At 62.1% G+C, this 26,065-nt stretch carries 24 protein-coding genes and 6 pseudogenes; 14 read left to right on the forward strand and 16 right to left on the reverse strand.

Going from position 1 to position 26,065, the window contains the following annotated elements:
- The first annotated feature begins 124 nt into the window (after positions 1-124).
- Positions 125-1,558 (forward strand): ATP-dependent RNA helicase RhlB, encoded by a 1,434-nt coding sequence (gene rhlB, locus ACZZZP_RS18165; RefSeq protein WP_463536751.1) that lies wholly within the window; start codon positions 125-127, stop codon positions 1,556-1,558.
- Positions 1,559-1,800: 242 nt separating this feature from the next.
- Here rhlB and moaE read toward each other — a convergent pair.
- From moaE to ACZZZP_RS18185, 4 genes and pseudogenes are all read right to left on the reverse strand, one after another.
- Positions 1,801-2,254 (reverse strand): annotated as a pseudogene (gene moaE, locus ACZZZP_RS18170) (molybdopterin synthase catalytic subunit MoaE).
- Position 2,255: 1 nt separating this feature from the next.
- Complete coding sequence (locus ACZZZP_RS18175; RefSeq protein ID WP_463383662.1) at positions 2,256-2,504, reverse strand: MoaD/ThiS family protein; 249 nt, start codon at positions 2,502-2,504, stop codon at positions 2,256-2,258.
- Positions 2,504-2,980: a cyclic pyranopterin monophosphate synthase MoaC gene (moaC, locus tag ACZZZP_RS18180; protein ID WP_463383663.1), complete on the reverse strand. Its 477-nt coding sequence runs from the start codon at positions 2,978-2,980 to the stop codon at positions 2,504-2,506. Before moaC ends, ACZZZP_RS18175 begins: the two co-directional genes overlap by 1 nt.
- A gap of 207 nt (positions 2,981-3,187) precedes the next feature.
- Entirely contained in the window at positions 3,188-4,084 is an 897-nt protein-coding gene (locus tag ACZZZP_RS18185) for a DMT family transporter (protein ID WP_463383664.1), read from the reverse strand.
- 147 nt (positions 4,085-4,231) lie between these two features.
- On the opposite strand from ACZZZP_RS18185, the gene ACZZZP_RS18190 reads away from it, so the two are divergent.
- On the forward strand, positions 4,232-5,107 hold the full coding sequence (locus tag ACZZZP_RS18190) for a helix-turn-helix domain-containing protein (RefSeq protein WP_463383665.1): 876 nt from the start codon (positions 4,232-4,234) through the stop codon (positions 5,105-5,107).
- A 127-nt stretch (positions 5,108-5,234) separates the two neighbouring features.
- Here the strand turns inward: ACZZZP_RS18190 and ACZZZP_RS18195 are convergent, their stop codons facing one another.
- The 7 genes from ACZZZP_RS18195 to ACZZZP_RS18225 all read right to left on the reverse strand — a co-directional run bounded on the left by ACZZZP_RS18195 (position 5,235) and on the right by ACZZZP_RS18225 (position 11,888).
- Positions 5,235-5,558, reverse strand: coding sequence for a DUF3325 domain-containing protein (locus ACZZZP_RS18195; protein WP_463383666.1), 324 nt, complete (start codon positions 5,556-5,558; stop codon positions 5,235-5,237).
- Positions 5,558-7,144 carry a PepSY-associated TM helix domain-containing protein gene (locus tag ACZZZP_RS18200; RefSeq protein ID WP_463383667.1) on the reverse strand — a complete coding sequence of 529 codons (1,587 nt, stop codon included), beginning with the start codon at positions 7,142-7,144 and terminating at the stop codon, positions 5,558-5,560. Before ACZZZP_RS18200 ends, ACZZZP_RS18195 begins: the two co-directional genes overlap by 1 nt.
- Positions 7,141-7,413, reverse strand: coding sequence for a DUF3649 domain-containing protein (locus ACZZZP_RS18205; RefSeq protein WP_241000583.1), 273 nt, complete (start codon positions 7,411-7,413; stop codon positions 7,141-7,143). The genes ACZZZP_RS18200 and ACZZZP_RS18205 overlap by 4 nt, the downstream gene beginning before the upstream one ends.
- A 76-nt stretch (positions 7,414-7,489) precedes the next feature.
- Positions 7,490-9,922: a TonB-dependent siderophore receptor gene (locus ACZZZP_RS18210; RefSeq protein WP_463383668.1), complete on the reverse strand. Its 2,433-nt coding sequence runs from the start codon at positions 9,920-9,922 to the stop codon at positions 7,490-7,492.
- Positions 9,923-10,084: 162 nt separating this feature from the next.
- The gene (locus ACZZZP_RS18215) at positions 10,085-11,035 is read right to left on the reverse strand and encodes a FecR domain-containing protein (RefSeq protein WP_463383669.1); all 951 of its coding nucleotides are present in this window, start codon (positions 11,033-11,035) and stop codon (positions 10,085-10,087) included.
- Positions 11,032-11,538, reverse strand: a complete 507-nt coding sequence (locus tag ACZZZP_RS18220; protein ID WP_463383670.1) for a sigma-70 family RNA polymerase sigma factor — start codon at positions 11,536-11,538, stop codon at positions 11,032-11,034. The genes ACZZZP_RS18215 and ACZZZP_RS18220 overlap by 4 nt, the downstream gene beginning before the upstream one ends.
- Before the next feature lie 77 nt (positions 11,539-11,615).
- Positions 11,616-11,888, reverse strand: coding sequence for a DUF3509 domain-containing protein (locus tag ACZZZP_RS18225; RefSeq protein ID WP_163016616.1), 273 nt, complete (start codon positions 11,886-11,888; stop codon positions 11,616-11,618).
- 490 nt (positions 11,889-12,378) lie between these two features.
- Here ACZZZP_RS18225 and ACZZZP_RS18230 point away from each other — a divergent pair.
- A pseudogene (locus ACZZZP_RS18230) lies at positions 12,379-12,600 on the forward strand (DUF3509 domain-containing protein); the annotation flags it as partial.
- A 73-nt stretch (positions 12,601-12,673) separates the two neighbouring features.
- Here the strand turns inward: ACZZZP_RS18230 and ACZZZP_RS18235 are convergent.
- Positions 12,674-13,138, reverse strand: a pseudogene (locus ACZZZP_RS18235) (phosphate-starvation-inducible protein PsiE); the annotation flags it as partial.
- Between the two features lie 262 nt (positions 13,139-13,400).
- Here ACZZZP_RS18235 and ACZZZP_RS18240 point away from each other — a divergent pair.
- Positions 13,401-14,342 (forward strand): MBL fold metallo-hydrolase, encoded by a 942-nt coding sequence (locus ACZZZP_RS18240; RefSeq protein ID WP_463384745.1) that lies wholly within the window; start codon positions 13,401-13,403, stop codon positions 14,340-14,342.
- Positions 14,343-14,436: 94 nt separating this feature from the next.
- A pseudogene (locus ACZZZP_RS18245) lies at positions 14,437-14,693 on the forward strand (YebG family protein).
- Positions 14,694-14,784: 91 nt separating this feature from the next.
- Here the strand turns inward: ACZZZP_RS18245 and trxB are convergent.
- Positions 14,785-15,726: a thioredoxin-disulfide reductase gene (gene trxB, locus ACZZZP_RS18250; RefSeq protein ID WP_463383672.1), complete on the reverse strand. Its 942-nt coding sequence runs from the start codon at positions 15,724-15,726 to the stop codon at positions 14,785-14,787.
- Positions 15,727-15,996: 270 nt separating this feature from the next.
- On the opposite strand from trxB, the gene cysZ reads away from it, so the two are divergent.
- Both cysZ and ACZZZP_RS18260 read left to right on the forward strand, forming a co-directional pair.
- Positions 15,997-16,752 (forward strand): sulfate transporter CysZ, encoded by a 756-nt coding sequence (gene cysZ, locus ACZZZP_RS18255; protein WP_463536752.1) that lies wholly within the window; start codon positions 15,997-15,999, stop codon positions 16,750-16,752.
- A gap of 39 nt (positions 16,753-16,791) precedes the next feature.
- Positions 16,792-17,962, forward strand: a pseudogene (locus ACZZZP_RS18260) (glycosyltransferase family 4 protein).
- Positions 17,963-18,016: 54 nt separating this feature from the next.
- Here ACZZZP_RS18260 and ACZZZP_RS18265 read toward each other — a convergent pair.
- Positions 18,017-18,304 (reverse strand): PA4642 family protein, encoded by a 288-nt coding sequence (locus ACZZZP_RS18265; protein WP_122494189.1) that lies wholly within the window; start codon positions 18,302-18,304, stop codon positions 18,017-18,019.
- Between the two features lie 62 nt (positions 18,305-18,366).
- Positions 18,367-18,837, reverse strand: coding sequence for a hypothetical protein (locus ACZZZP_RS18270; protein ID WP_463384746.1), 471 nt, complete (start codon positions 18,835-18,837; stop codon positions 18,367-18,369).
- A 170-nt stretch (positions 18,838-19,007) separates the two neighbouring features.
- On the opposite strand from ACZZZP_RS18270, the pseudogene ACZZZP_RS18275 reads away from it, so the two are divergent.
- The 6 genes and pseudogenes from ACZZZP_RS18275 to ACZZZP_RS18300 all read left to right on the forward strand — a co-directional run bounded on the left by ACZZZP_RS18275 (position 19,008) and on the right by ACZZZP_RS18300 (position 24,353).
- Positions 19,008-19,951: pseudogene (locus tag ACZZZP_RS18275) on the forward strand (4-hydroxyproline epimerase).
- The gene (locus ACZZZP_RS18280; RefSeq protein WP_463383676.1) at positions 19,948-21,054 is read left to right on the forward strand and encodes an NAD(P)/FAD-dependent oxidoreductase; all 1,107 of its coding nucleotides are present in this window, start codon (positions 19,948-19,950) and stop codon (positions 21,052-21,054) included. Before ACZZZP_RS18275 ends, ACZZZP_RS18280 begins: the two are co-directional and overlap by 4 nt.
- Positions 21,051-21,296, forward strand: a complete 246-nt coding sequence (locus ACZZZP_RS18285; protein ID WP_463383677.1) for a (2Fe-2S)-binding protein — start codon at positions 21,051-21,053, stop codon at positions 21,294-21,296. Before ACZZZP_RS18280 ends, ACZZZP_RS18285 begins: the two co-directional genes overlap by 4 nt.
- Positions 21,293-22,552, forward strand: a complete 1,260-nt coding sequence (locus ACZZZP_RS18290) for an FAD-dependent oxidoreductase (RefSeq protein ID WP_463383678.1) — start codon at positions 21,293-21,295, stop codon at positions 22,550-22,552. Before ACZZZP_RS18285 ends, ACZZZP_RS18290 begins: the two co-directional genes overlap by 4 nt.
- A gap of 33 nt (positions 22,553-22,585) precedes the next feature.
- On the forward strand, positions 22,586-23,332 hold the full coding sequence (locus ACZZZP_RS18295; RefSeq protein WP_463383679.1) for a PAS domain-containing protein: 747 nt from the start codon (positions 22,586-22,588) through the stop codon (positions 23,330-23,332).
- Between the two features lie 103 nt (positions 23,333-23,435).
- Positions 23,436-24,353, forward strand: coding sequence for a dihydrodipicolinate synthase family protein (locus tag ACZZZP_RS18300; protein WP_122452497.1), 918 nt, complete (start codon positions 23,436-23,438; stop codon positions 24,351-24,353).
- Positions 24,354-24,605: 252 nt separating this feature from the next.
- On the opposite strand, the gene ACZZZP_RS18305 is transcribed toward ACZZZP_RS18300, so the two are convergent.
- Positions 24,606-25,163 carry a hypoxanthine-guanine phosphoribosyltransferase gene (locus ACZZZP_RS18305; protein WP_463383680.1) on the reverse strand — a complete coding sequence of 186 codons (558 nt, stop codon included), beginning with the start codon at positions 25,161-25,163 and terminating at the stop codon, positions 24,606-24,608.
- A 262-nt stretch (positions 25,164-25,425) separates the two neighbouring features.
- Here ACZZZP_RS18305 and upp point away from each other — a divergent pair, with 262 nt between their 5' ends.
- Entirely contained in the window at positions 25,426-26,064 is a 639-nt protein-coding gene (gene upp, locus ACZZZP_RS18310; RefSeq protein WP_122452495.1) for a uracil phosphoribosyltransferase, read from the forward strand.
- Position 26,065 lies beyond the last annotated feature (1 nt).

Raw genomic sequence — 26,065 nt, forward strand, 5'->3', positions numbered from 1 at the left:
TCGCTAGCAGATATTGAGCCGGTTGCGTGCAACATTTCGCCGCACCGGCTTATTGCTTTACACTGGCGGGCGTTCATTCCTTAACCAATTGAAGAGATTCCCGTGCTCAAAGCACTCAAGAAAAATGTTTGGCAAAGGCGAAGGCGAGCAGCCGACGTCTGTTCCTGCCGCCCCCTCTTCCGCGTCCTCTCCTGCCGTAGACAGCCCCCGCCAGGCCAGCACCAGCCAGCCGCAGCCGCCACGCGCAGCGAAAACCGAGCACACCGACGCCGCTCCAGCGCCTAGCGCGCCCGCCACGCCAACCGAAAAACCACGCCGCGCCCGTCCTGCGCCGGTGGTCAGCACCTGGAAACTGGAAGACTTCGCCGTCGAGCCGCAAGCCGGCAAAACCCGCTTCCACGACTTCGCCCTGTCGCCCGAGCTGATGCACGCCATCCATGACCTGGGCTTCCCGTACTGCACGCCGATTCAGGCCGAAGTGCTCGGTTACACGCTCAAAGGTCAGGACGCCATCGGCCGCGCACAAACCGGCACCGGCAAAACCGCCGCGTTTCTGATTTCGATCATCACCCAGCTGCAGCAAACGCCGGCGCCGAAAGAGCGCTACATGGGCGAGCCGCGTGCGCTGATCATCGCCCCGACGCGTGAACTGGTGGTGCAAATCGCCAAAGACGCCGTGGCGCTGACCAAGTACACCGGCCTCAACGTGATGTCGTTTGTCGGTGGCATGGATTTCGACAAGCAGCTCAAGCAGCTCGAGTCGCGTTACTGCGACATTCTGGTGGCCACTCCGGGTCGCCTGCTGGACTTCGCCCAGCGCGGCGAAGTGCACCTGGATATGGTCGAAGTGATGGTGCTGGACGAAGCCGACCGCATGCTCGACATGGGCTTTATTCCGCAGGTTCGCCAGATCATTCGCCAGACGCCGCCGAAGAACGAGCGCCAGACGCTGCTGTTCTCCGCGACCTTCACCGAAGACGTGATGAACCTCGCCAAGCAATGGACCACCACCCCGGCCATTGTTGAGATCGAGCCGGAAAACGTCGCCAGCGACACCGTGGAACAACACATCTACGCCGTCGCCGGCAGCGACAAATACAAGCTGCTGTACAACCTCATCACCCAGAACAACTGGGAACGGGTGATGGTGTTTGCCAACCGCAAAGACGAAGTACGCCGCATTGAAGAGCGTCTGCTGCGTGACGGCGTGAGCGCCGCGCAAATGTCTGGCGACGTGCCGCAGCACAAACGCATCAAAACCCTGGAAGGCTTCCGCGAAGGCAAGATTCGCGTGATGGTTGCCACCGACGTGGCCGGTCGCGGCATTCACATCGACGGCATCAGCCACGTCATCAACTTCACCCTGCCGGAAATGCCGGACGACTACGTACACCGCATCGGCCGCACCGGCCGCGCGGGTGCCAGTGGCGTGTCGATCAGCTTTGCCGGCGAAGACGACTCATATCAGTTGCCGGCGATTGAAGAATTGCTCGGTCGCAAGATCAACTGCGAGACGCCGCCGACCGAGTTGCTGACGCCGGTGCCGCGTAAGCACTAAAGCGCTGGTGGTTTACGAAAAAGCCCGTCTCCGTGACGGGCTTTTTTTATGATTGACGGAAATCTTCCAACAAAACCTCCGTCATCCTCGCGCACGCGGGGATCCAGTATTTATCAGGGAAATACACACGCCTGGGCGAGCCTAGCCCCCGAACGTCAGACCGCCGCGGGCGGGAGGATGGTGAAAAAAGCATCGCGACTAAAGCCGCTCCTACAGACCGTGGGCGGGCGATGCTTTTACCCCTACTTCTCCCACCGCTGCGCCGCATCCTTGTCACTGCACTTGCCTTCAACCCAGCGCGGCCCTTCGGGGGGTGTCTTCCTGTTTCCAGAACGGCGCGCGGGTTTTCAGGTAGTCCATGATGAAGGCGCAGGCATCAAACGCGGCCTGGCGATGCGCGCTGCTGGTGGCGACGAATACGATGGGCTCGCCCGGTTCCAGTCGGCCAATGCGGTGCAGCACCTCAACCTTTAAAAGCGGCCAGCGCTGGCCCGCTTCGTCGGCGATTTTGCCGAGGGCCTTTTCGGTCATGCCAGGAAAGTGTTCGAGGAACATGCCCGACACATCACGGCCATCGTTGAAGTCGCGTACGTAGCCGACAAAGCTCACCACCGCACCCACGCCGGCATTGGCGGCGTGCATGGCGTTGAGTTCCAGGCCCGGGTCGAAGGCGGCAGCTTGTACGCGAATGGCCATGTCAGCCTCCGGTCACGGTGGGGAAAAACGCCACTTCATCGCCGTCTGCCAGGGGCTCGTCGAGGCCGCACAGTTCCTGGTTGCGGGCGCACATCAGGTTCTGCTCGCTGAGCACCTGCCATACGCCGCCACGGGCCAGCAGGTGCAGGCGCAGGGCATCGAGGGTAGCGAACGCGCTGGTGTCGTTGATTTGCTCGGCGTCGATGCCGACGGCCTCGCGGTAACGGGCGAAATACTGCACGCGGATCATCACTGCACCTCGTCGGCCTTGAAATGGCCGCTCTTGCCGCCGAGTTTTTCCAGCAGGCGCACCGACTCGATCACCATGCCGCGGTCCACCGCTTTGCACATGTCATACAGCGTCAGGGCGGCGACGCTGGCGGCGGTCAGGGCTTCCATTTCGACGCCAGTCTGGCCAGACAATTTGCACCGTGCCTGAATGCGCACGCGGTCTTCGCCCTCGGCGGTGAGCTCGACTTTGACGCCGGTGAGCATCAGCGGATGGCACAGGGGAATGAGGTCGCTGGTTTTCTTCGCCGCTTGAATACCGGCAATGCGCGCGACGGCAAACACGTCGCCCTTGGGGTGGCCGCCAGACTGAATCAATTGCAGCGTCTGCGGCTGCATGCGCACGTAAGCTTCGGCCACGGCTTCACGGAAGGTCACCGCTTTGTCGGTGACATCGACCATATTGGCGCGGCCTTGAGAGTCGAGATGGGTTAACACGGGCGTGCTCCGTTGGAAGAGCGGGAATTAAACCCGTGGGTCAGAATTGGGTCAATGGCCGGTCGATCAAGATCAACGGCCCCTCTCGCCTGCCCGGTCGGCCTAGCGGGAGAGGGAGCCGACCGAAGATGAAGTGTCGAACGCCGTTCAGTTCCCCTCTCTCGCTGGCGGGAGAGGGGCTAGGGTGAGGGCCGGACCAAACCTCGGTCACCGCGCCAACGCCACCCCCACAACCGGCTTCGCCTTCCTGAACACCAACACATTCCCCACCATCACCAACACCAGCCCCATCAATGCCGGTGCGCTCCATTGGTAACCCTCAACAAACGCCGAGATATTCAGCGCCACCACTGGAAACAGCACCGTGCAGTACGCCGCCCGGTCCGGCCCCATGCGCCCGACCAGGGTCAGGTACGCGGTAAAGCCAATCACCGAACCCGGAATCGCCAGGTACAGCAACGACCACACGTACTGCGTGCTCGCATCAAAACTCAGCGGCGTGCCGGTGACCAGGCAATAGCCGCTCAGAATCAGCGCGCCGTAAAGCATGCCCCAGGCGTTGGTGGTCAGCGGTTTGAAGCCGGCTTTCTGTTGCAGGCTGGACAGCATGTTGCCGGCGGAAAAACACAGCGTGCCGAACAGCGCCAACGCCAGGCCGATCAGGGTTTCGCGGCTGGCTTCGTGGCCGGCCAGCTCAGGCCAGAACAGCAACGCCAGCCCGGCCAGCCCCAGCGCGCCGCCGGTCATGACGTTGAGGGCGATGCGTTGGCCGAAAAACACCCGCGCATTAATGGCGTTCCACAGCGTGGCGGTGGAAAACACCACGGCGATCAGCCCGCTCGGAATCCACTGGCTGGCGGTGTAAAAGCACATGAAGTTCACGCAGAACAGGCACAAGCCCTGGGCCAGACACAGCCATTGCGCGCGGCGGTTGAGCGGTTGCAGGCGGCGGCTGAGCAGCAACACGGCAAACAGCACCAGCGCCGCCAGGCCGAAGCGATAGGCGATGGACAGCGGGATGGCGACGCTGCCGACTTGCAGCTTAATGGCGATCCAGGTGGTGCCCCAGATCAGCACGGTAAGCAGGTACAACGAGAGGTTCATGGCAGTGCTCCTGAGCGATGCCGGCAGTCTGCTCAGCTCACCTCGCGCCCGCTTGCACAAACTTGCGCTTATTTACCGGCGGCGGCTGGCAGCCACGTGCGTCGGCGTTACCATAGCCGTCATCGCCCCCCGTCAGCGCCCCGTGCCATGTCGCAGCTTTCTCACATTCAGGTGTTCCAAGCGCTCAACAGCTCGCCCAATGCGCAGCTGGAGCATTGCGCCGAATTGGGCGACGGCTTGAGCGCCGCCATGTGGAGCAACCACCACGACGCGCGCGAGTACGAGGGGCCGAGTCATCACACCTTGTCGTGTTATCTGGCTGGCGGCACCGGCACGTTTCGCCGTGAAAAACCGGGCGAAAAAGGCGCGCCGGGCAAGCTGTGCATCATGCCGGTGGGCCACGATTCTTCCTGGGTCATCAACGGCGACATCCGCCTGGCGCACCTGTATATCAGCCCCGAACGCTTCGCCCTGAGCGCCATCAGCCTGCTGGACCGCGAGCCACGGGAAGTGGAATTGCGCGAAGGCACCTTTGTTGACGACCCGCTGCAAGCCCAACGCTTCCACCAGCTCACGTCGCTGAACTGGAATGAGCCCGGCGAGCGTTTGCTGACCAGCAGCCTGGCGCACGAAATGATCAGCCATGCCCTGTTCAACCAGGTGGGCCAGCGGCAAAACCTGCGACTCAAGGGCGGACTGGCGCCGGCGTTGCGCCGCGTGCTGGGCGAGTACATCGAAGCGCACCTGAGCGAGCCCATCAGCCTGGGCCAACTGGCCACGCTGGCGGCGCTGTCGGAATACCACTTCGCGCGCATGTTCCGGGAAAGCTTTGGCGTGCCGCCGCACCGGTATCTATTGGCGCGGCGTCTGGTGCGGGCTCAGCAGTTGCTGAAAGACACTGCTCTGCCGCTGGGGGATGTGGCGCTGGCATGTGGATTTGGCAGTGCCAGTCATTTCAGTAATCGGTTTCGCAGTGCCTTGGGGGCGACCCCTGGGGAGTATCGGGCGGCGTTGAAACCGTAACCGAACAAAAAAACTGTCATTCCCGCGCAGGCGGGAATCCAGAGTGCTGCAGGTAGAGTCGGTGGCCGGCAAAGCCTGGATCCCCGCGTTCGCGGGGATGACGGTGGGTTGGTTTAAAGCCGCTGTTTCAGGCCAACAACGCGATCAAGCCACTCAGCGGCAAAATTCCACTCAGCGGCAGCACCCAGCCGCTGCGCCAGGCCATCAGCAAGCCGACGCTCAGGCCAGCCAGCATCAGCTGCAACAGCCCGGTGATGATGCCCATGTCGGCCGTCAGTTCGATGATGTTCAAGGCCATGCCCAGCGCCAGCAACAACGCGCCGACCGCGCGCAAACCGTAGGTGCGGGCGTTGGACGGTGCGCTGTTGAGCAGCGCTTTATGGTGGCGCGACATGGCCAGGCACAGGGCTGTCATGCCCAGATAGTTAAGGCCGAAAGCAAGAAACAACATCAGACGCTCTCCTCTGCCAGCTCACGGCGTTCCCGTTTCGCGCGGACCTTCGCCGGCGCTTCTTTGGCCACGCGCGGCCACCAGGCCAATTTCGCGCACAGCAGGCCAACGGCAAAAATCGCCAGGTCGATGCCCGGCACGCGCCAGTCACCGCGCGCGATGGCGGCGCTCAGGGCGCCCGGTTGGCCGGTGAGCACGTCCAGCGCCGGCAGCCCCAACGCCAACACGGCGGCGACGGAGAATAGATCTCGCCCTACCCGGCCACTGTTGCGGCGCGCGATGGCCCATAGGGCGACCGCGATCCACACGCCAATAAAGGTGTATGCCTCCCAGTGGTCGCGCAGGTTGACGGTGTTCGGAATCAGCCGGTTGCCATACAGCAGACCGAGGCTGGCAATCGGCAAGCCGCCGAGCACCGCGCCGTTCATGGCCCGCACGAAGCCCACGCCCCAGCCGCCTTTGGCTTCGCGCTTGCGCAGCCACACCTGCAACCCGCCGGCCACCATGGCGCAGCCCATCAGGCCCAACCCCAGGTACAGCCAGCGAACAATGGCGCCGCCAAATTGCGCCATGTGCACGTTGGTCAGCCAGGCGTAGGCGGTGTAGCCGGGTTTGTAGGGTTTCTGTTCGTGCAAGAAGGCGCCGGTAGTGGCGTCGTACGACATGATCCACTGGAAGTCGACCACTCGAGAGCGGTCGTAGCGGCGAATGTCGACCACAGCGGCTTTGTCGCCGGGGTGGTGCACGCTGATCCAGCCGGTTTCGGTGCCGCCTTCGCCGCTCGCGGCCCAGCGCCGTTTGGCGTCCAGCACCAGCTTGTCGATGGAGGCAGCGTGGTCGGTTTTACGTTTGAGTTCTTCACGGCCGAACTGGCCTTGCACTTCGGAGAACATCTTTTCGATGTCGCCCTTGTAGCCCACCTTCAAGCCTGCGGGCATATAGAAGGTGACGAAAATCGCCAGGCCGGTGTAGGCGATCAGCAGGTGGAACGGCAGGCCGACCACGCCGAACAGGTTGTGTGCGTCGAGCCAGGCGCGCTGGCCGTTGGCGTCGGGACGCAGGGTGAAGAAATCTTTGAAAATGCGCCGGTGAATGATGATGCCGCTGACCAGCGCCACCAGCATGAACATGCCGGCAATGGCGACGATGTACATGCCGAGCATGCCGCCAAACAGGTTGTAATGCAGGGTGAACCAGAAGTTACCGCCGAGGGTTTTCGGCAGCACCTCGCCAGTTTGCGGATCGAGGGTGAAGCTAACAAACGGCTCCAGCTCGTTTTGCGGCTCGTAGCCGGCGTACCAGTAAGGTTGGCGCTCGTCGGGCGGGCGCATCCAGATGGCGTGCGGCGGTTTCGGTGCTTGTTTCTGCACCCAGGCGCTGACCTGATCCAGCGTCAGCGAGGTTTCGCCAACCGGGTGCAGGGTCGGGCGCATCCACACTTCCAGCTCTTTGTCGAAGCAGGCAATGCTGCCGCCGAACAAGATGACGAACAGCAACCAGGACGGCAGCAACCCGCCCCAGGTGTGCAGGCCGGCCATGGCCTGACGCAAACTTTTGTTTTTTACCGTGCTCTCTGCCGAACTCATCGCCGTGCTCCGAAATCACCCGCGACCAACGCCGCTGCCGCCAACACCAGACTCAGCCCCACCAACACCAACCAGGCCCGCGAAGCGGACCGGGCGGCGAAGGTGTAAATAATGGCCGCCGCGTAGACGATAAAACTCGCCAGGCTGGCGAACACCACCCGGTCGCTGCGCACCAGCGGCAGGTACACCGTCAGGAACATGGTGCTGGCGTAAGCCAGGCCATAGCCGGCGAAGATGGCCGCGATGATGCGCGACGTGGTCGCCAGCACCGGAGACGTTCTCCAGTTGCCGGCGGCGCTTTTGCTCGAAATAGCGTTACTCACGGGACTCCTTCATAGCCAAGCGTTACCAGTCATAGGTCGCGCTCGCGGTCACTGTGCGCCCGTAGCCGTAGTAGCAGGCTTGCTCGGTGCACGAACTGTAATATTCCTTGTCGTCCAGGTTGCTGGCATTCACTGCCAGTTTCAGGCCGTCGATTTTGTAGTGCAGGCTGGCGTCGAACAGGGTGTAGCCGCCGGTTTCCACGTTGATGATGCGCGGGCCGTACAAGCCATACAGGGCGTTGCGGCCGGTGTACGAGGTTTCGCCGGTGTAGCGCGCACCAAAGCCTGCGCCAAGGCCGGCCAGCGGGCCGCTCGGTTGGGTGTAATCCAGCCAGGCGCCGGCCGATTCACGCGGCACATACGGCATGCGCGTGTCTTCTTCCCAGGCGTTAACACTCTTTTGCACGCGGGCGTCGGTGCGGCTGTAGTTGGCGGTCAGGTCCAGGCCTTCAGCCAGGCTGGCCAACGCTTCGATCTCAAACCCTTTGCTGCGCACCTCGCCCACCTGACGCACTTCGGTGATGTTGTTGGGGTTAGTGCTGACCACGTTTTGCTTGGTGATATCGAAAAACGCCAGGCTCACAAAGCTGCGCTGCCCTTCGGGCTGGAACTTGATGCCCACTTCGTATTGCTTGCCGGTTTCCGGCTCGAACGGCTGGTTGGTTACAGGATCCGTGGCGGTGGTCGGGTTGAACGACTCGCTGTAGCTAACGTAGGGCGCCAGGCCATTGTCAGCGACATACACCAGGCCGACGCGGCCGGTGAAGGCTTCGTCATCGCGGCTTACGCGGCTGCCGTTGAGGTTGCTGGTGGTGTCGCCTTTGGCGATGTCGTAACGCCCGCCAAGCAGCAGGTTCCAGTGTTCGTCGAACTTGATCTGGTCCTGGGCGTAAAAGCCGGTCTGCCGACGCATGATGTCGTTGTCGGAATCTTTGGCCGGCAGCGGCACGTCGAGGCCGTATTGCGGGTTGTACAAGTCCAGCGTCGGGCCGGTGCCCAGGCGGCTGATTTCATGGTTGTCGAGCCGGCGCCAGTCCACGCCCAGCAAAAGGTCGTGGCTCACCGGGCCGGTGTCGAAATTCGCTTCGGCCTGGTTGTCCATCGACCAGGCGCTGAACTGCTCGTCTTTCACGTTCGCGCTGCGGGTCAACGTGCGGCCGTCGAAGCGCACGCCGATGTTGTTCAGGTAGCGGTAGTCGTAATTCATGTTTTCGTAGCGCACGTTCTGGCGCAGCGACCACACGTCGTTGAGGCGGTGCGACAGCTCGTAGCCGAGCGAGGCATGGGTGCGTTCGAACTTATTGAAGTTCGGGTCGCCTTCGTAGAAATCGGGGTCGCGGTTGTCTTTCAGGCGGAAGGCTTGCATCAGCTCCGGGGCGAAGGCGCGGCTGAAGGCGAAGTTGCCGTCGTCTTTTTGATAGGTGGCCAGCAGCGTCAGCTCGGTGTCGTCGTTTGGCTTCCAGGTCAGGGTCGGAGCGAAGGCTTGGCGCTGGTTGTCGGTTTTGTCGACTTGGCCGTTCATGTCGTTGCCGAGCATGGTCACGCGATAGGCCAGCGTGCCTTGGTCGTCCAACGGGCCACCGAAGTCGGCGGCGAGTTCGCCGAGCTCATCACTGCCGGCGCGAACGCTGACCTGGTGCAGCGGCGTATCGGGGGCGCGTTTGCTCACCAAGTTGATCACCCCGCCCGGCTCGCTTTGGCCGTACAGCACCGAGGCCGGGCCGCGCAGCACTTCAACGCGCTCCAGCAAATAGGTGTCGGGGCGCATCATGCCGTAGGTGCCGCGCGACAATGGCAGGCCGTTGACGAAGGTGGAGCTTTTCGAGTCGAAGCCGCGCAGGCTCATCCAGTCGTAACGCGGGTCGTAGCCGTACGGCACGCTGACGCTTGGGGTATAGCGCAACGCTTGTTCAACGGTGGTTACGCCACGGGCTTCCATTTGTTCGCGGCTGACCACGGAAATGGACTGTGGGGTTTCCAGAATCGAGGCGTCGGTTTTGGTGCCGACTCGGGTGCGTTTGGCCACATAACCGCCCACCGGGCCGATGGGAGAGTCGACCTGGCTGCTGCTGTTGATGTTGACGTCACCCAATTCCACCTGTCCCTCCTTTAGGGCCGGCGCCTGTTCAATACGAAAACTGCCATCGCTGGCCTGCACCGCTCGCAAGCCTGAGCCGGCGAGCAATTGGGCGAACCCTTGCTGCACCGGAAACTGGCCGTTCAGCCCAGCGCTGCTGCGCCTGGCGGTTAATTGCGGGTCAAAGCTGAGCAGCACACCGGCACGCCGGGCGAACGCGTTCAAGGCGTTGTCCAGCGAACCCGCCGGAATCTGATAATTCTGGTTGGCGGGCGCAGCGCTGACGACCATCGGCAGCGCCGCCAGAGGCAGGCTGACGCTAAGCAGTGCCACGCGCACCGCGCGAGCCAGGAGATGCGGAGTGCAAATAACGGCCATGAACGAATCCTTCGGCTAGAAAAAGTGGTTAGCGGAAGGGAGGCCGAGCAACTCCGAAAAACCTGCAAAACTTTTTGGGAATTATTTACATCGGCGAGGAAATTGCAATCAACGCGTGACTGAATGGCGCCTTGTTCTTAACAAGGTGTGTACGCCAGCGGCCTAAACAGCGGCTAACGTCACCCACCAGCGCGTGCGATACAGCACCTGAACCGGCAGGGTTCGCGCCACGGCTTGCAGCGCCCGCTCGCTGTCATCCAGCGGGAACACACCGGAAATACGCAGCTCGGCCACAGCCGGATCGCAGCGCAACACGCCGCGGCGCTGGCGACTGAACTCGGCGGTGAAATCGGCCAGGCGCATGTGCCGCGCCACCAGCACGCCATCCACCCAACTGCTGCGCTCGCTTTCTACCGCTTGCGGCGTTTGCACGGCGTGATGGCTGAAGCGCGTTTGCCAGCCTTGATTGATGACGCTGGCATTGCTGCCATCGTCGGGATGCACTTCCACCGCGCCCTCATACACCGCCACTTCGCACAGCTCGCCGCGTTCACGCAGCAGAAAGCGCGTACCGAGCGCACGCAGGCGACCCTGGGCGGTATTCACCCAAAACAGGCGGCGCTGCGGGTCGGAGGCGGTTTCGACGAAAATTTCGCCTTGGTACAGACGGATCAGCCGCTGCTCGCTGGTGTACTGGATGTCCACGGCCGTGCCGGCGTTCAGGTGCAGGCGGCCGCCGTCGGGCAGAACGATGTTGCGCCGCTCGCCGATGCCGGTGCGCACGTCGGCCAGCCACGGCTGGATGGCATCGTTGCGCTGTGCGATCACCCCGGCGCCGCCGGCTGCAACAAGAACCGCCAGCGCTTTAAGGGCACGGCGCCGCTGCGGGTCGTGGCGGGCGCCATCCAACGTGGCGCGGCCGACACCTGAGCCCACAGCCGCGAAGCGTCCGCTCAAGGCGTCCAAGCGCTGCCAGGCCAATTCGTTGTCCGGGTGTTGCGCACGCCAATGCTGGCAGGCGCTGAGCTCATCGGCCGCGCACACGCCCGATGCCAAGCGCACGCGCCAGGCAATGGCCTGCTCCACCACGGCCATGTTCAGCGGCGCGCTCATGAATACAGCGCCTTGTAGCAGTGGCTGAACGCGAGCGTCATGTATTGCTGAATGGAGCTGAGCGACAGGCCCATGCGCTCGGCGATCTGCGGGTAGGTCAGGCCATCGAGCTGCGACAGCAGAAACGCTTCGCGCACGCGCGGTTTCAGCCCGTCGAGCAGGCGATCGATTTCAATCAGGGTTTCGAGTACCAGCGCGCGTGATTCCGGCGAGGGCACTTCTGGCTCTGGCAGCACGGCGAGTGCGTCGAGATACGCGCGTTCCAGACTGGCGCGGCGGTAATGATCCACCAGCAAGCCACGGGCGATGGTGGCGAGAAAGGCGCGCGGCTCACGCAGCTCTTTGCTTTCGCGTTGCAGCAGCACACGCACGAAGGTGTCTTGCGCCAGGTCGGCGGCGTTGTGCGGGCAATCCGTACGTTGACGCAGCCAGCCGTTCAGCCATCGATGATGGTCGTGGTAGAGCGCGGTCAGAAAAGAGGAAAAGGCGGAGTGAGCCGGCACAGCAGCACCTGAATGAGCGACACGTTCTTAAATGCGAATATATTTCAATTAAGACACAGTGTCACGCACGTCACGGCTCAGACCAAGGTTTCGTTCGCCGCCGGGCTCAACTTGCCGAGGCACGACAACCCGCGCCCCTGATCGATGGCCAGACCAAAGCGGATGCTGGTGATGACTTGCTCCAGTTTTTCGATATCGGCCAACTGATCGCTGCTCAACATCCGCTGCGCCACGCGACCTTGATCGTTGGAGAGCGAAAGCATTGCGCTGCCATCCGGGCCGCCAATGCTGAAACGCACCAGGAACTCATCCTTAAAAGAGTCGCTAACGTATTTAAAGGGATTAACCATGGCCTCATACCTCGGTTTGTTCATTACTTGCTTAACCCCTTCGCAAGTCGGGGGCCAACTTCACCAGCAACGCGACAGGCGGTCGGGAATGAAAGGCTTTAGGTCGTTATTTATTCGACTTGGCAGTTCCGCGCATGACGAAGGCCGTTTCCACCCCCGAATTCACACGGCCGTTTAAGCGAAAAGTGCACCGCAAACAACCACTTGCCCCTTAACCGGGCAGTCAGCATCCGGTGCCACTACTGGGCCAGTAAGTGCTATTAAACTAATTGCGAAGGGAAAGTTTGAGCTTTGCCGAAGGCCGTCTACGCTGAAACACGGCGCGCTAAAAACATCTTGTCCGAAGACTAGAACTTTGTACGAGCGTGACCGGTCAACAACCAAGACTTGAATAACAAGACTTGCCTAACTGGTGTGCAAACCAGGCTGTTTTAACTACCTGCCCCTGCCAAGTTTTATTCAGCCCTATTTAGCAAACAGGTAATGGACCATGCACAATCCCTTTCAGTTACTGACCGAAGCGTTCCACCCGCAATACCGCGTCAACCTGAGCATCGAGCGGCTCGATGGCAGCATCATGTTGACCTTGTCCGAAGACCAGACCGTGGTAGCCAAGCGTCTGATCAGCCCGGACCAACGTAACGACGAGAAGCGCCTGCGCAACGTGATCCGCTCGCTGCAACAACGCATCGAGCTCGAACACGCTGCGGTTTAACGCCGGTATTTCTCAACCTGCCTGTTAGAGCACAGCGCCTAGTCGGTGTCCGCGGCTTCGGCTTCAGTCGAACGTGAGGACGAGGCGCTTCTGCTTTCCCCTTCGCCGTCACCGACGGAAAGTTCGACGACGCATAGCGCACCACCAACACCGCCAGGGCCAGCAGCAAGATCGCGCCCGACACATACACCACGCCCATATCCGGTCTCTGATGATGTGACACATCGGAAATCAGCAACCGCGTGAGCGCCGTAATCGCCACGTAAATCAGAAAGCGCACCGGCATGTGGTTGGTCTTGAAGTAGATGCCGACCATGGCACCCAGCTCCAAGTAAATGAACAACAGCAGAATGTCGTCGACCGTGATGTGGCCTTTTTCGATCATCTGCAAAAACGCCGTGACCGCCGCCCACGCCGTTATGCCACCGATGCCGAACAGCGCCAGGTAGTGAAAACTCTCCACCAGCAAATCGCCCAGCGACTCGGCCAGACCATGCATGGACTGTTTGAGGTGTTCCGCCCATTTGATTTTCAACACGCGCTTCCTTGAGGAACTGTGCAGCCAAGGGTATGGCCAGCAGATGACAAGCTCATATGCACGTTAAAGGCCATGGCGAGCGCATTGAAACAGTCTGTGACAGCGCAGGGGGCTGGACACGGCGGTTATTTCCCAGCGATAACCTGCGTCCGGCCCACGTCCGTCTATGGTGGTTGAGACCACTTCGCAAGGGAGCTTGAAGATGAAAAATCCAGTGTGCTGCACGCACCAGGCGCTGCTGCTGATTGTGCTGGTGTTGATGTGCGCGTTCAGCCTCGTGCACCCCGGCCTCGCCATTGCCGCCCCAGTGGCCAAACAAAACACCCAAGTGCCCGGCTATTACCGCCTGGCCCTGGGCGATTTTGAAGTTACCGCGCTGTACGACGGCTTCAACCTGATCAACAACAAACTGCTCAAGGGCGCCAGCGCCGACACCATCCAGAGCGCGCAAGCGCGGCAGTTCCTCGACGCCACCAACGGCGTGCAAACCGCCGTGAACGCGTTCCTGATCAACACCGGCGAGCACCTGGTGCTGGTCGACAGCGGCGCCGGCAAGTGCCTGACCGACAACCTCGGCAACGTGCAACGCGACATCGAAGCGGCCGGCTACACGCTGGAACAAGTCGACACCCTGCTACTTACCCACTTGCACCCCGACCATGCCTGCGGCGTGCTCGACGCCAAAGGCGAACGCGCGTTTCCCAACGCGACGCTGATGCTCAACAAAGCTGAAGCCGACTACTGGCTGAACCCGGAATTGCTGGCCAAAGCACCTGCCGACAAACAAGCACGGCTGAAAATGATCGCCGCCAGCGCCGCGCCTTATAAAGCCGCCGGCAAGTTGAAGCTGTTCACCGACGGCAGCGAGCTGGTGCCGGGCGTGAAAGACATGGCCCTGTACGGCCACACCCCTGGCCACAGCGGATTTATGTTCACCTCCAAAGGGCACAAGTTGCTGGTGTGGGGCGATGTGGTGCACAGCCACTCGATTCAATTCGCCCATCCGCAAGTGGCCATCGAATTCGACAGCGACGCCAAACAGGCCATCGCCACGCGCAAACACATCTTCGCCGAAGCCACGGCAGAGAAATTCCTGGTCGCCGGCGCGCACCTGCCCTTCCCCGGCATCGGCCACGTGCGCAAAAGAGGCACGGGCTTTGCCTGGGTGCCTATCGAGTTTTCGCCGTTGCCCAAACCCTGATTGCGGGGTGCCACTGTTCAACCAGGCGCGAGTCCTTTATGCTCGCCTACCTGTATAAATACACAGTAATCGTTACTAGAAGGTGAGGTGATGAATGGCCGTCGAAGTGGTGTACCGCAGCAGTCGCGATCCGGAGCGCTTGTTCATGGATAAAGCCGAAGCCGATCGTTACGACAAAATGCTGGAACTGGCCGAATCGCTGGCCGTGGTGCTGCAAAAAGCCGTGCCGTCGCTGAGCGAACAGCAGGTTGAGGAAATCGGGATTTATATGGCGAAGAACAGAGATGTTTTCGCGAAAGCTTTTAAAATCCAGAAGCGTTGAACGAGCTAAATAGCGCCGAAGAAGCCTGACATCGGCGCAAAGAATAATCGTCGCCATCACGCAGTAGAGGGTTTCGGAGCTACAGCCATGCAACGCAGCGTGGCTGTAGCCTCAAGACCGTTAATCTTCCAGATAGCGCTCTACATCAAGTGCAGCCATGCAACCCGCACCGGCGGATGTGATGGCCTGGCGATAAACATGGTCAGCCACATCGCCTGCCGCAAACACACCGGGAATGCTGGTTGCCGTGGCATTGCCTTCGCGCCCGCCATTAACCACCAGATAACCGTCTTTCAACGCCAACTGCCCTTCGAACAACGCGGTGTTTGGCGTGTGGCCGATGGCGATAAACACCCCGTCCACTTTCAGCTCTGATGTACCGCCATCGTTGTGCTGCAAACGCACGCCGGTTACGCCTTTGTCGTCGCCGAGCACCTCGTTTACCGAAGCATTGAGCTTCAGTTCAATTTTCCCCTCCGCGACTCGCGCATACAGTTTGTCGATCAGAATTTTCTCTGCCCGGAAGGTTTCGCGGCGGTGCACCAACGTCACTTTGCTGGCGATGTTGGCCAGGTACAGCGCTTCCTCCACGGCCGTGTTGCCACCGCCGACTACCGCCACTTCGCGGTTGCGGTAGAAGAAACCGTCGCAGGTGGCGCAGGCCGAAACGCCTTGGCCCATAAACGTCTGCTCGGATGGCAAGCCCAGGTAACGCGCGCTGGCGCCGGTGGCGATAATCAAGGCATCGCAGGTGTAGGTGGCGCTGTCGCCGGTGAGCGTGAACGGCTTGCCGGCCAGGTCGACGGCATTGATATGGTCGAAGACGATCTCGGTCTCAAAGCGCTCGGCGTGTTCCTGCATACGCTGCATCAGCGCGGGACCAGTCAGGCCATGCACGTCGCCAGGCCAGTTATCCACTTCGGTGGTAGTGGTCAGTTGGCCGCCGGCCTGCATGCCGGTGATCAGCAGCGGTTTGAGGTTGGTGCGCGCGGCATACACCGCCGCCGAATAACCGGCAGGGCCGGAGCCGAGAATAATCACACGAGCGTGACGAACAGCCATGGACCGCCTCCTCCGGCATCGCCGGAAATAAAAAGAGACCACCCGAGCACTTGGGGAAGGCTTTGAAGAGGGGCAGTCCCGTAAACCGTGTCCGCTAGCGGACGACAATGGCGGCAAGGTTACGGAGCCGATTGTTATCTAGGAAATGTCGAATACTTATGCGCGTCATAGCCGAACGCTATCCCGCTTCAGACACACCGTTACAGCCAACCGCTTCCGATCCCTGAGCGAAGGCGCTAAGGTCGGCCGGTCTTATTCAAGGAAACCACCATGCCCGCTCCCGTCCTCTCCGGCCCGCAATACCTTCGCGAAGGCCTGAAGCTGGTGCTCAGCCTCGGCTTGCGCCTGTTCGTGTTGCTGCCGCTGGCCATCAATCTGATTTTGTTTGTCGGCCTGATCGTCTTCGCCACCCAGCAATTCAACGGCTGGCTCCATGCGTTGATGCCCAACCCGGACGGCTGGCTGAGCTTTCTGAGCTTTATTCTTTGGCCCATATTCTTCGTGCTGATCCTGCTCATGGTGTTCTTCACCTTCACCACCCTGGCCAACATCATCGCGGCGCCGTTCAACGGCTTTCTCTCGGAAAAAGTGGAAGTAGTGGTGCGCGGCGAAGACAACTTCCCGCCCTTTCGCTGGAGCGAACTGGTCGCCATGGTGCCGCGCACCCTGGGCCGCGAAGCGCGCAAGTTGGGCTACTTTCTGCCGCGCGCCATCGGCCTGTTTATCCTCTCCTTCATTCCCGGCCTGAACATCATCGCCGCTCCGCTGTGGGTGCTGTTCGGCATTTGGATGATGTGCGTGCAGTACATCGACTACCCCGCCGACAACAACAAACTCGGCTGGAACGAAATGCTCGCCTGGCTGCGCGAAAAGCGCTGGCAGAGTTTGGGTTTTGGCGGCTCGGTGTACCTGGCGTTGCTGATTCCCGGCGTCAACGTGGTGATGATGCCGGCCGCCGTGGCTGGGGCTACGTTGTTTTGGGTGCGTGAGCGCTCGGCCCCGGCTGTCACAACCGTGCAACGCTAACGTCACACGGCTTAAACGACGCCAGCCGAGACTGGCGTCATGACCCAATCTTCCCTCCACATCGCGCTGATCAGCGAAACCTTCCCTCCGGAAATAAACGGCGTCGCCAACACGCTAGGGCGTTTGTGTGCCGGGTTGCAGTGAGCGCGGCCATCAGTTGCAGTTGGTGCGCCCACGGCAGAGCGGGGATGACGGGCAGAAAAGTACCGACGAGTTGTTGCTCACGCGCGGCTGGCCGCTGCCGGGCTATCCGGGTTTGCAGTGGGGGCAGGCGTCGATGCACAAGCTGTTGCGGCGCTGGAAACGGCGGCGGCCGGACGTGCTGTACATCGCCACGGAAGGCCCGCTCGGGCTTTCGGCGTTGCGCGCGGCCAGGCGCTTGCGCATTCCGGTGATCAGCGGCTTTCACACCAATTTTCAGCAATACAGCAGCCACTACGGCTTGGGCATGCTGACTCGCGTGCTGACCAATTATTTGCGCTGGTTTCACAACCGCTCGCAGCTCACGTTAGTGCCCAGCGCCAGTCAGAGCCTGGAGTTGCAGCGGCGCAGTTTTGAGCGCGTGCATTTGCTTGCCCGTGGCGTCGACAGTCAGCTGTTTCACCCGGCCAAACGCAATGCCGAACTGCGCCGCGCGTGGGGTGTGGAGGACGGCGAGCTGGCGGTAATCCATGTCGGACGCATTGCCGCCGAGAAGAACCTGGCGCTGCTGGTGCGCAGCTTTCGCGCGTTGCAATCGCGTTACCCCGAGCAGCGCCTGAAGTTGGTCATGGTCGGCGACGGACCGCAGCGCTCAGGCCTGCAAAAGGAATTGCCCGACGCCGTGTTCTGCGGCGTGCAGCGCGACCAAGCGCTCGCCGCGCACTACGCCAGCGGCGACCTGTTCCTGTTTCCCAGCCTGTCGGAAACCTTCGGCAATGTGCTGCTCGAAGCGCTCGCGTCGGGGCTGGCGGTGGTCGCGTATGACCAGGCGGCAGCGGCGCAGCATATTCGCCACGGCCACAACGGTGCGCTGGCGATGCCCGGTGATGAAGAGGCGTTTATCGACAGCGCCTGCTGGCTGCTCGAAGACCCGGAAACCCTGCGCCGCGTACGCCTCAATGCCCGGCAACATGCCAGCCGCCAGGGCTGGCCGGCGATTGTTCAGCAGTTCGAAACCTATTTGGTCGACACCTGCCGCAGCACCAGCACCCTGCCCGTCACGCCGTAGCGCCCACAAAAAAAGCCCGTCACCTGGACGGGCTTTTCAGCATTGCCAACCCACTCAACCGCGAGCCGCTTTGATCGCCTCGATGTACGGCTCAGCCAAGCGCTGATCCTGAATCAGGGCGACGAAATCATTGCCCTTGGCATCTTTTGCGTTGAGGTCGTAGCCGGCTTCCACGAAGAAGGTCAGAAAGCGCTCGAAGTCGTCGATGCGCAAGCCACGGTAGGCCTTGACCAATTTGTGCAGCGACGGCGGCGTGTCATCGGCCGGTTCCACCGCGAGGAACAGCTTGATCGGCTCGTCACCAATCTCTTCGCCAATCACCTGTTTCTTGTCTTTACGCATGGGTCTTTTCTCTTAACGGGGGAACGCCGGGCCGGCAGTTTACTCCGCGCCGGGGCGCCGGCTCAACGCACGCGCTGGGCGGCGGTGTGCAGATCGGCCCAGACGTGGCCGTTGGGGTAGCTCAAAAATTGTACATACACGCCGCCGCTGCGCAGCAGGTCGAGCAACATGGAGTACTGCGCCAGCGGGTAATTAAGGTTTAGGGTTTTGCCGGCTTCGTCCAGGCTCGGGCGCTTGAGGCTTTTGCCTTCCGTCTCGAAGCGCACCAGCACGTGCGTAACAGTCGCGCCCTTGCTCACGGCTTTGGTCTTGAGCAGCAGCCAGGCCGTTGAGGTGATGGGAATGGGTTGCTGGTTTGACTCGCGCTGGCTGCCAACCACCACCGAGTATTCGGTCACTTGCAGCACTTGCAGCTGTTCTGGCGCTTCATGGCGCAGGTTCTGGTCGTCGGGCGGCAGGTACTGTTCGTGGGGCAACGCGGCGTTGGCCAGCGGTGCGGCACAGAGAAACAAGGCAATTAAAGAAACACGCAGCACGGTCAGCTCCTCGGAAAAATCAGCGCGCCACCTTAGCACGCGTTTTCCTACAGCCAAGTGGCAGCGTTCTGTGCCGATTTCGTCATCCGCGCGGCGCAAAACCCTCAAGCCGATTGGCGCCTGAACGCTCAGTCTTACAGAACCTTCTACGGTTTCGGAGACGCCCCATGCGCCGCATCCAGATTATCGACAGCCACACCGGCGGCGAGCCGACCCGGCTGGTGATCGACGGTTTTCCCGACTTGGGCACCGGCAGCATGGCTGAGCGCCGTGCGCTGTTGGCGGACCGCTATGACGCCTACCGCGCCGCCACGGTGCTGGAGCCACGCGGCAGCGACGTGCTGGTCGGCGCCCTGCTCTGTGCGCCGGTCGATCCATCGGCCTGCGCCGGGGTGATCTTCTTCAACAACAGCGGCTACCTCGGCATGTGCGGCCACGGCACCATCGGCCTGGTGATTTCCCTGGCGCACCTGGGCCGCATCGGCCAGGTACGCACCGCATCGAAACGCCGGTGGGCACCGTGGAGGCCACGTTGCATGACGACCATTCGGTGAGCGTGCGCAACGTGCCGGCGTACCGTTATCGCTCCGCCGTGCAGGTGGATGTGCCGGGTTACGGCGCCGTGACCGGCGACATCGCCTGGGGCGGCAATTGGTTTTTCCTCATCGGCGAACACGACCAACGCATCGACGGCAGCAACCTCGACGCCCTCACCGCCTACACCGTGGCCGTCAGCGCGGCGCTGCAAGCCAACGGCATTTATGGTGAAGACGGCGGCGTGATCGATCACATCGAACTGTTCGCCGACGACGACCAAGCCGACAGCCGCAACTTTGTGCTGTGCCCAGGCAAAGCCTACGACCGCTCGCCCTGCGGCACCGGCACCAGCGCCAAGCTGGCCTGCCTGGCGGCGGACGGCAAACTCAAGCCCGGCGACGTGTGGCGTCAGGCCAGCGTCATCGGCAGCCAGTTCGAAGGCAGCTACACCTGGCTCAATGACGGCGAGCCCGGCCGAGTGATTCCTACCATTCGCGGCCGGGCGCATTTAAGCGCCGAAGCCACGCTACTGCTGCAAGACGACGACCCATTCGCCTGGGGCATCGTGTTGTGAATGCGGATGTCATCATCGTCGGCGCCGGCATTGTCGGCGCGGCCTGCGCCCATGCTTTCGCCCAGCACGGCCTCGATGTGCTGCTGCTCGACGACCTGCGCGGCGGCGCCACCGCCGCCGGCATGGGCCACTTGGTGGTGATGGACGACAACCCCGCCGAACTGGCGCTCAGCCAGTACTCGCTGGGCCTGTGGCGACGCTGGGCGCCGGCGCTGGATGAGGGCTGCGCCTACCGAAATTGCGGCACGTTGTGGCTCGCAGCCAACGCTGAAGAACTGGCCGTGGCCGAACATAAACGTGCGCTGCTGGAAGCCGAAGGCTTGGGCTGCCGCATGCTCGGCGCCGAGGCCGTTCGTGAGGCGGAACCGATGCTGCGACCGGGCCTTGTGGGTGGGCTGCATGTCAGCGGCGACGGCATTGTTTACGCGCCTAACGTGGTGCGCTGGTTACTCACGCAACAACCCGAGCGTATTCGTCAGCGCCAGGCCACGGTCAGCGAAGTGAGCGGCAACCGCGTGCGCCTGGACAGCGGCGAATGGCTAAGCGCCTCGGCGGTGGTGCTGGCATCGGGCAGTGCCCGCGACCTGTGCCCGGAGTTGCCGATTCGGCCGAAGAAGGGGCACTTGCTGATCACCGACCGCTATCCCGCGCGCATTCGTCATCAATTGGTGGAATTGGGCTACGTCAGCAGCGCCCACAGCAGCAGCGGCACCTCGGTAGCATTCAATGCCCAACCGCGCCCCACCGGGCAAATTCTGATCGGCTCGTCGCGCCAGTTCGACAGCCTCGACCCCGCCGTAGACCACGACGTGCTCGCGCGCATGTTGGCCCGTGCCCTCGATTACTTGCCGGAGCTGGCGAACATGAACGCCATCCGCAGCTGGACCGGCTTTCGCGCCGCCACACCCGATAGCTTGCCGCTGCTCGGCCCGCACCCGAGCCAAGCCGGCTTGTGGTTGGCGCTGGGCCATGAAGGCCTGGGCGTGACCACGGCGCCGGGCAGCGCGCAGTTGCTGGTCAACCAAGTGCTCAAGCAACCCAGCGCCATCGACTCTGCGCCCTACTCGCCCTTGCGCTTTGCCAAGGCGGAGCAACCGGCATGAGCGCGGCCATCGAACTGCACGTGGATGGCCGCGCCGTGCGTGTAGCCGCCGGCACCAGCGTTGCCGCCGCGCTGTACCTGGCCGGCGACGGAACCAGCCGCACCGCGCTCGACGGCAAACGTCGCGCGCCGTTTTGCGGCATGGGCGTGTGCCAGGAATGCCGCGTGAGCATCGACGGCCACCGCCGCCTGGCCTGCCAAACCCTGTGCGCCGAGGGCATGCAGGTGGAGACCCAGCCATGACCCGCGATTTCGACCTGCTGATCATCGGCGCCGGCCCAGCCGGCATGGCTGCCGCCGTGGCTGCCAGCAGCAGCGGACAACGCATCGCCTTGCTCGATGACAACCCCGCTACCGGCGGGCAAATCTGGCGCGCCGATATTCATGCCCCTGCCGCTCAACCTGCGCAAACCCTGCGCGCGCAATTAGCCGCGGCCCCCAACATTGAGCTGTTCACCGGCACCCGCGTCATCGCCCAAACCGGCGCCCAGCAATTGCTTCTGGAGAACGCGCTGCACAGTTGGCAGGTGAACTATGGGCAGCTGATTTTCTGCACCGGCGCGCGAGAAATTTTGCTGCCCTTCCCCGGCTGGACGCTGCCAGGCGTTACCGGCGCGGGGGCGTTGCAGGCGCTGATCAAAGGCGGCGTTCCGGTGCGCGGCGAGCGCGTGATTATCGCCGGCAGCGGGCCGTTGTTATTGGCCAGCGCGGCCAGCGCAAAAGCAGCGGGTGCCCAGGTGGTTGCCATCGCCGAACAAGCACCCGCGCGCCGAGTCGCCGCCTTTGCGGCGCATCTGCCGCGCTGGCCGAGCAAGCTACGCCAGGCCGTGCAGTTGGCGGACTGGCGTTTTCGAATGAATAGCCAAGTGCTCGAAGCGCTGGGCGATGAGCGTCTGGAGGCGGTGCGCATTCGCCAAGGCCACCGTGTGCGGGAAATTGCCTGCACGCGCCTGGCGTGTGGCTTTGGCTTGCGCGCCAATACCGAATTGGCCAGCGCCCTGGGCTGCGAGGTAAATAAGCAAGCCATCGCAGTCGATGGGCAGCAGCGCACCAGCCGCGCGGGGCATTTTGCAGCGGGCGAATGCACCGGCATTGGCGGCAACGAACTGGCACGCGTCGAAGGCGCCATTGCCGGCTATGCGGCAGCCGGCTTGCTCGACCAGGCCCAAGCGCTGGCAGCACAGCGCCAGCACTGGCAGCACTTTGCCGATCAACTCAACCGCTGCTTCGCCCTTGACCCGGCCTTGAAACACCTGCCCCAGGCCGACACCGTGCTATGCCGCTGCGAAGACGTGCCCTATGACGCCGTGGCCGGATTCACCGACTGGCGCCAGGCCAAGCTGCACACCCGCTGCGGCATGGGCGCGTGCCAGGGGCGGGTGTGCGGCAGCGCCGCTGAATTTCTACTCGGTTGGCCGGCGCCTGGTTTGCGCGCGCCCTTTGTGCCGGCGCGGGTGGAAAGCCTGCTTCCCAGCGCCGCGCAGCCGGCCGTAGAGTAAGGGCCGCCACCATGACCGGAGCCATCACCGCCCATGTTTCCCGCCGCGCTGCCCACCCCACGGGATTTGCCCGACCTGCTCGGCAGCCTGACGCAAATTGCGCCGCTGCTCGATGCCATGCCCGGCGTGGTGTTCTTTATCAAAGACATGCAGGCGCGCTACGTGCTGGCCAACCAGACACTGGCGCAGCGCTGCGGCCTGCGCGACAAAAACGAGCTATTGGGCAAGACGGCGGCCGAGGTATTCCCCACGCGTTTTGGCTCGCTGTACACCGAGCAAGACATGCACGTGATGAGCGCCGGCAACCCGCTGAGCGACCAGTTGGAGCTGCACCTGTATCCCGGTCGCGAGCCCGGTTGGTGCCTGACGCACAAGCTGGCATTGCGCGATGTGCACGGCGCGATCATTGGCATGGCGGGCATTTCCTACGACCTGCTGGCGCCGCAATCCAGCCATCCGGCGTACCAGAAACTGGCCAGCGTCGACGCCCATATTCGCCAGCACTACGCCCAGCCCATCAGCTTGCGCGACCTCACGCAACTGGCGGGGTTGTCGGTGGCGCAACTGGAGCGCCACTGCAAGCGCATCTTCCAGCTCACGCCGCGGCAGATGATTCACAAAGCGCGCCTGGGCGCCGCCTCGCAGCTGTTGGCCGGCGACTTGCCGATCACCGAAATCGCCCTGCTCTGCGGCTACACCGACCACAGCGCCTTCAGTCGCCAATTCAAAGCCCTCACCGGTTTGTCGCCGACGCGTTACCGCGAAAGCCTCGCCCACTAACTGCCCTTGATCGCATGCCGCCCGGAAACGTTTCCGCGTCGGCGCGTGGGCGTTTGTCCTGTCTTTTCCCGTCCTTTACCTACAGCCATCCCAGGAGTCGCACATGAGCAACAAACCTAGCTGGAGCGGGGTATTTCCCGCCGTCACCACCCAATTTCGTTCTGACTTTTCCGTGGACCTGGACGCCACCCATGCGGTGATCAGCGGGCTGGTGCGCGACGGCGTATCAGGCCTGGTCATCTGCGGCACGGTGGGGGAGAACACCTCGCTGAGCGTCGAGGAGAAAATCAGCCTGGTGGAAGTGGCCAAAGACGCCTCGGCCGGGCGCGTGCCGGTGATTTCCGGCGTGGCGGAATTCACCAGCCTGAACGCCAGCAAGGTGGCGAAAGAAGTTCAGCGCGTGGGCGCTGACGGCATCATGTTGATGCCCGCGTTGGTGTACTCCTCCAAACCGTTCGAAACCGCCGCGCACTTTCGCAGCGTGGCCGCCAGCATCGACCTGCCGGTGATGGTCTACAACAACCCGCCGATCTACAAAAACGACGTGACGCCAGACATCCTCATTTCCCTGGCCGACTGCGACAACATCGTCTGCTTCAAAGACTCCTCCGGCGACACCCGCCGCTTCATCGACGTGCGCAACGAAGTCGGCGACCGCTTCGTGCTGTTCGCCGGGCTTGATGACGTGGTGCTGGAAAGCATTGCCGTGGGCGCGGTGGGCTGGGTATCGGGCATGTCCAACGCGTTTCCCAAAGAAGGCGAAACCCTGTTCCGCCTCGCCAAAGCCGGGCGCTTCGCCGAGGCAATGCCGCTGTACGAATGGTTTATGCCCCTGCTGCACCTGGACGCCCGTCCGGACCTGGTGCAATGCATCAAACTCTGCGAGCAGATCATGCAACGCGGCACCGCCCTCACCCGCCCACCCCGCCTGGCGCTGCCCGACAGCGATCGCCAATTTGTGGAAAGCGTGATGGAAAAAGCGCTGGCCAAACGGCCGGTGTTGTTGGACGTGGGGTTGTAAAAAAGCATCGCGGCTAATCGGGATGCCGCCCAGCCGCTCCTACAGAAAGCGCGATACCTGTGGGAGCGGCTTCAGCCGCGATGCCCTTGACCTTAAAAAATCCCCAACCCACTAAAAATCGAGATCGAGCGAGCTAGAGCCCTACAAGGCAAAAAGCCCTGCTGAAAGCGGAGTTGGCTGTAGCCAATGAGCATTTCAGCAGGGCTTTTTAACGCCGGAGGGCCGACGCGCAGCCGATCGGTTACGTACCCATTACATGCCTTTGACGGCATAGATCCCGGGGGCATTGCGCCAATAACCCTTGTAATCCATGCCATAACCAAACACATACCGATCCACGCACGGCATGCCCACGTAATTCGCTTTCAAATCCGGCCGCGCCTTACGGTCGTGGGTTTTGTCGACCAGCACGGCGATGCGCACGTGCTTGGCGCCAGCGTGGCGGCAGAAGTCGATGATGGCGCCCAGGGTGTGACCTTCGTCGAGGATGTCGTCGATGATCAGCACTTCGCGATCAATGAAGGAAATCTCGGGTTTGGCTTTCCAGAACAGCTCGCCACCGCTGGTTTCATTGCGGTAGCGGGTGGCGTGCAGGTAGGAAAGTTCGAGCGGGAAGTTCAGTTTGGGCAGCAGCTTGCCGGAGAAAATCAGCCCGCCGTTCATGACGCAAAACACCACCGGATTGCTCTCGGCCATTTCGCTGTTGATGGCAGCTGCCATGGTGTCGATGGCCACTTCGACCTCGGCGTTGCTGTACAGGCAATCGGCCTCGGCCATCACTTGCTGGATGTGGGCGATATCGACGGACATGGGCTATTCCTCACGGGGTCTAGGTGCTGATCAAAACCTGATCAAGGCGTCAAAATAAAAGTCGGCAAAGGTACGCATCCCCTTGGCGTGGGGCAAGCCCCATCGGTCACGTGTCGCCAATGATGCGCGGCGTATCTGTTGGCGACATTTCCTGTCCGCAGGTACAGGAAATGTAGGCGACCACCCAGTCACGGCGCCACTTGGCATATCGAATGCTTTACTCTTGGCACAATTTTTTGCCAGCACGTTCGGAGCCCACCCCATGCCCATCCGCGAAATCCGCCACCCACTGATCCGCCACAAGCTAGGTCTGATGCGTCGCGCCGATATCAGCACAAAAAACTTCCGCGAACTGGCCCAGGAAGTGGGCGCTCTGCTCACCTACGAAGCCACCCAGGATCTGCCCCTGGAAAACTACGCCATCGACGGCTGGTGCGGCACTGTTCATGTGGAAAAAATTGCCGGCAAGAAAATCACCATCGTGCCGATTCTGCGGGCCGGCATTGGCATGCTCGAAGGCGTGCTCAGCCTGATTCCAGGCGCCAAGGTCAGCGCCGTGGGCGTGGCGCGTAATGAAGAAACGCTGCAAGCGCACACGTATCTGGAAAAGCTGGTGCCGGAAATTGATGAGCGCCTGGCGCTGATTATCGACCCGATGCTGGCCACCGGCGGCTCGATGGTTGCCACCATCGACCTGCTGAAAAAAGCCGGCTGCAAAGACATTCGTGCCATGGTGCTGGTGGCCGCGCCGGAAGGCATCAAGGCGGTGCAAGACGCGCACCCCGAGGTGATGATTTTCACCGCCTCCATCGATGAAAAACTCAACGAACACGGCTACATCATTCCCGGGCTGGGCGATGCCGGCGACAAGATTTTCGGCACCAAGCAAAAGGACGCCTAAG

It is taken from the genome of Pseudomonas sp. AC211 (assembly GCF_979258055.1).

Coding starts and splice junctions, on each gene's coding strand:
- rhlB (WP_463536751.1), top strand. CDS start 125: ATGTTTGGCAAAGGCGAAGGCGAGCAGCCGACGTCTGTTCCTGCCGCC.
- ACZZZP_RS18175 (WP_463383662.1), bottom strand. CDS start 2,504: ATGATCCGCGTGCAGTATTTCGCCCGTTACCGCGAGGCCGTCGGCATC.
- ACZZZP_RS18185 (WP_463383664.1), bottom strand. CDS start 4,084: ATGAACCTCTCGTTGTACCTGCTTACCGTGCTGATCTGGGGCACCACC.
- ACZZZP_RS18190 (WP_463383665.1), top strand. CDS start 4,232: ATGTCGCAGCTTTCTCACATTCAGGTGTTCCAAGCGCTCAACAGCTCG.
- ACZZZP_RS18195 (WP_463383666.1), bottom strand. CDS start 5,558: ATGTTGTTTCTTGCTTTCGGCCTTAACTATCTGGGCATGACAGCCCTG.
- ACZZZP_RS18200 (WP_463383667.1), bottom strand. CDS start 7,144: ATGAGTTCGGCAGAGAGCACGGTAAAAAACAAAAGTTTGCGTCAGGCC.
- ACZZZP_RS18210 (WP_463383668.1), bottom strand. CDS start 9,922: ATGGCCGTTATTTGCACTCCGCATCTCCTGGCTCGCGCGGTGCGCGTG.
- ACZZZP_RS18215 (WP_463383669.1), bottom strand. CDS start 11,035: ATGAGCGCGCCGCTGAACATGGCCGTGGTGGAGCAGGCCATTGCCTGG.
- ACZZZP_RS18225 (WP_163016616.1), bottom strand. CDS start 11,888: ATGGTTAATCCCTTTAAATACGTTAGCGACTCTTTTAAGGATGAGTTC.
- ACZZZP_RS18240 (WP_463384745.1), top strand. CDS start 13,401: ATGTGCGCGTTCAGCCTCGTGCACCCCGGCCTCGCCATTGCCGCCCCA.
- trxB (WP_463383672.1), bottom strand. CDS start 15,726: ATGGCTGTTCGTCACGCTCGTGTGATTATTCTCGGCTCCGGCCCTGCC.
- cysZ (WP_463536752.1), top strand. CDS start 15,997: ATGCCCGCTCCCGTCCTCTCCGGCCCGCAATACCTTCGCGAAGGCCTG.
- ACZZZP_RS18265 (WP_122494189.1), bottom strand. CDS start 18,304: ATGCGTAAAGACAAGAAACAGGTGATTGGCGAAGAGATTGGTGACGAG.
- ACZZZP_RS18285 (WP_463383677.1), top strand. CDS start 21,051: ATGAGCGCGGCCATCGAACTGCACGTGGATGGCCGCGCCGTGCGTGTA.
- ACZZZP_RS18290 (WP_463383678.1), top strand. CDS start 21,293: ATGACCCGCGATTTCGACCTGCTGATCATCGGCGCCGGCCCAGCCGGC.
- ACZZZP_RS18295 (WP_463383679.1), top strand. CDS start 22,586: ATGTTTCCCGCCGCGCTGCCCACCCCACGGGATTTGCCCGACCTGCTC.
- ACZZZP_RS18300 (WP_122452497.1), top strand. CDS start 23,436: ATGAGCAACAAACCTAGCTGGAGCGGGGTATTTCCCGCCGTCACCACC.
- ACZZZP_RS18305 (WP_463383680.1), bottom strand. CDS start 25,163: ATGTCCGTCGATATCGCCCACATCCAGCAAGTGATGGCCGAGGCCGAT.
- upp (WP_122452495.1), top strand. CDS start 25,426: ATGCCCATCCGCGAAATCCGCCACCCACTGATCCGCCACAAGCTAGGT.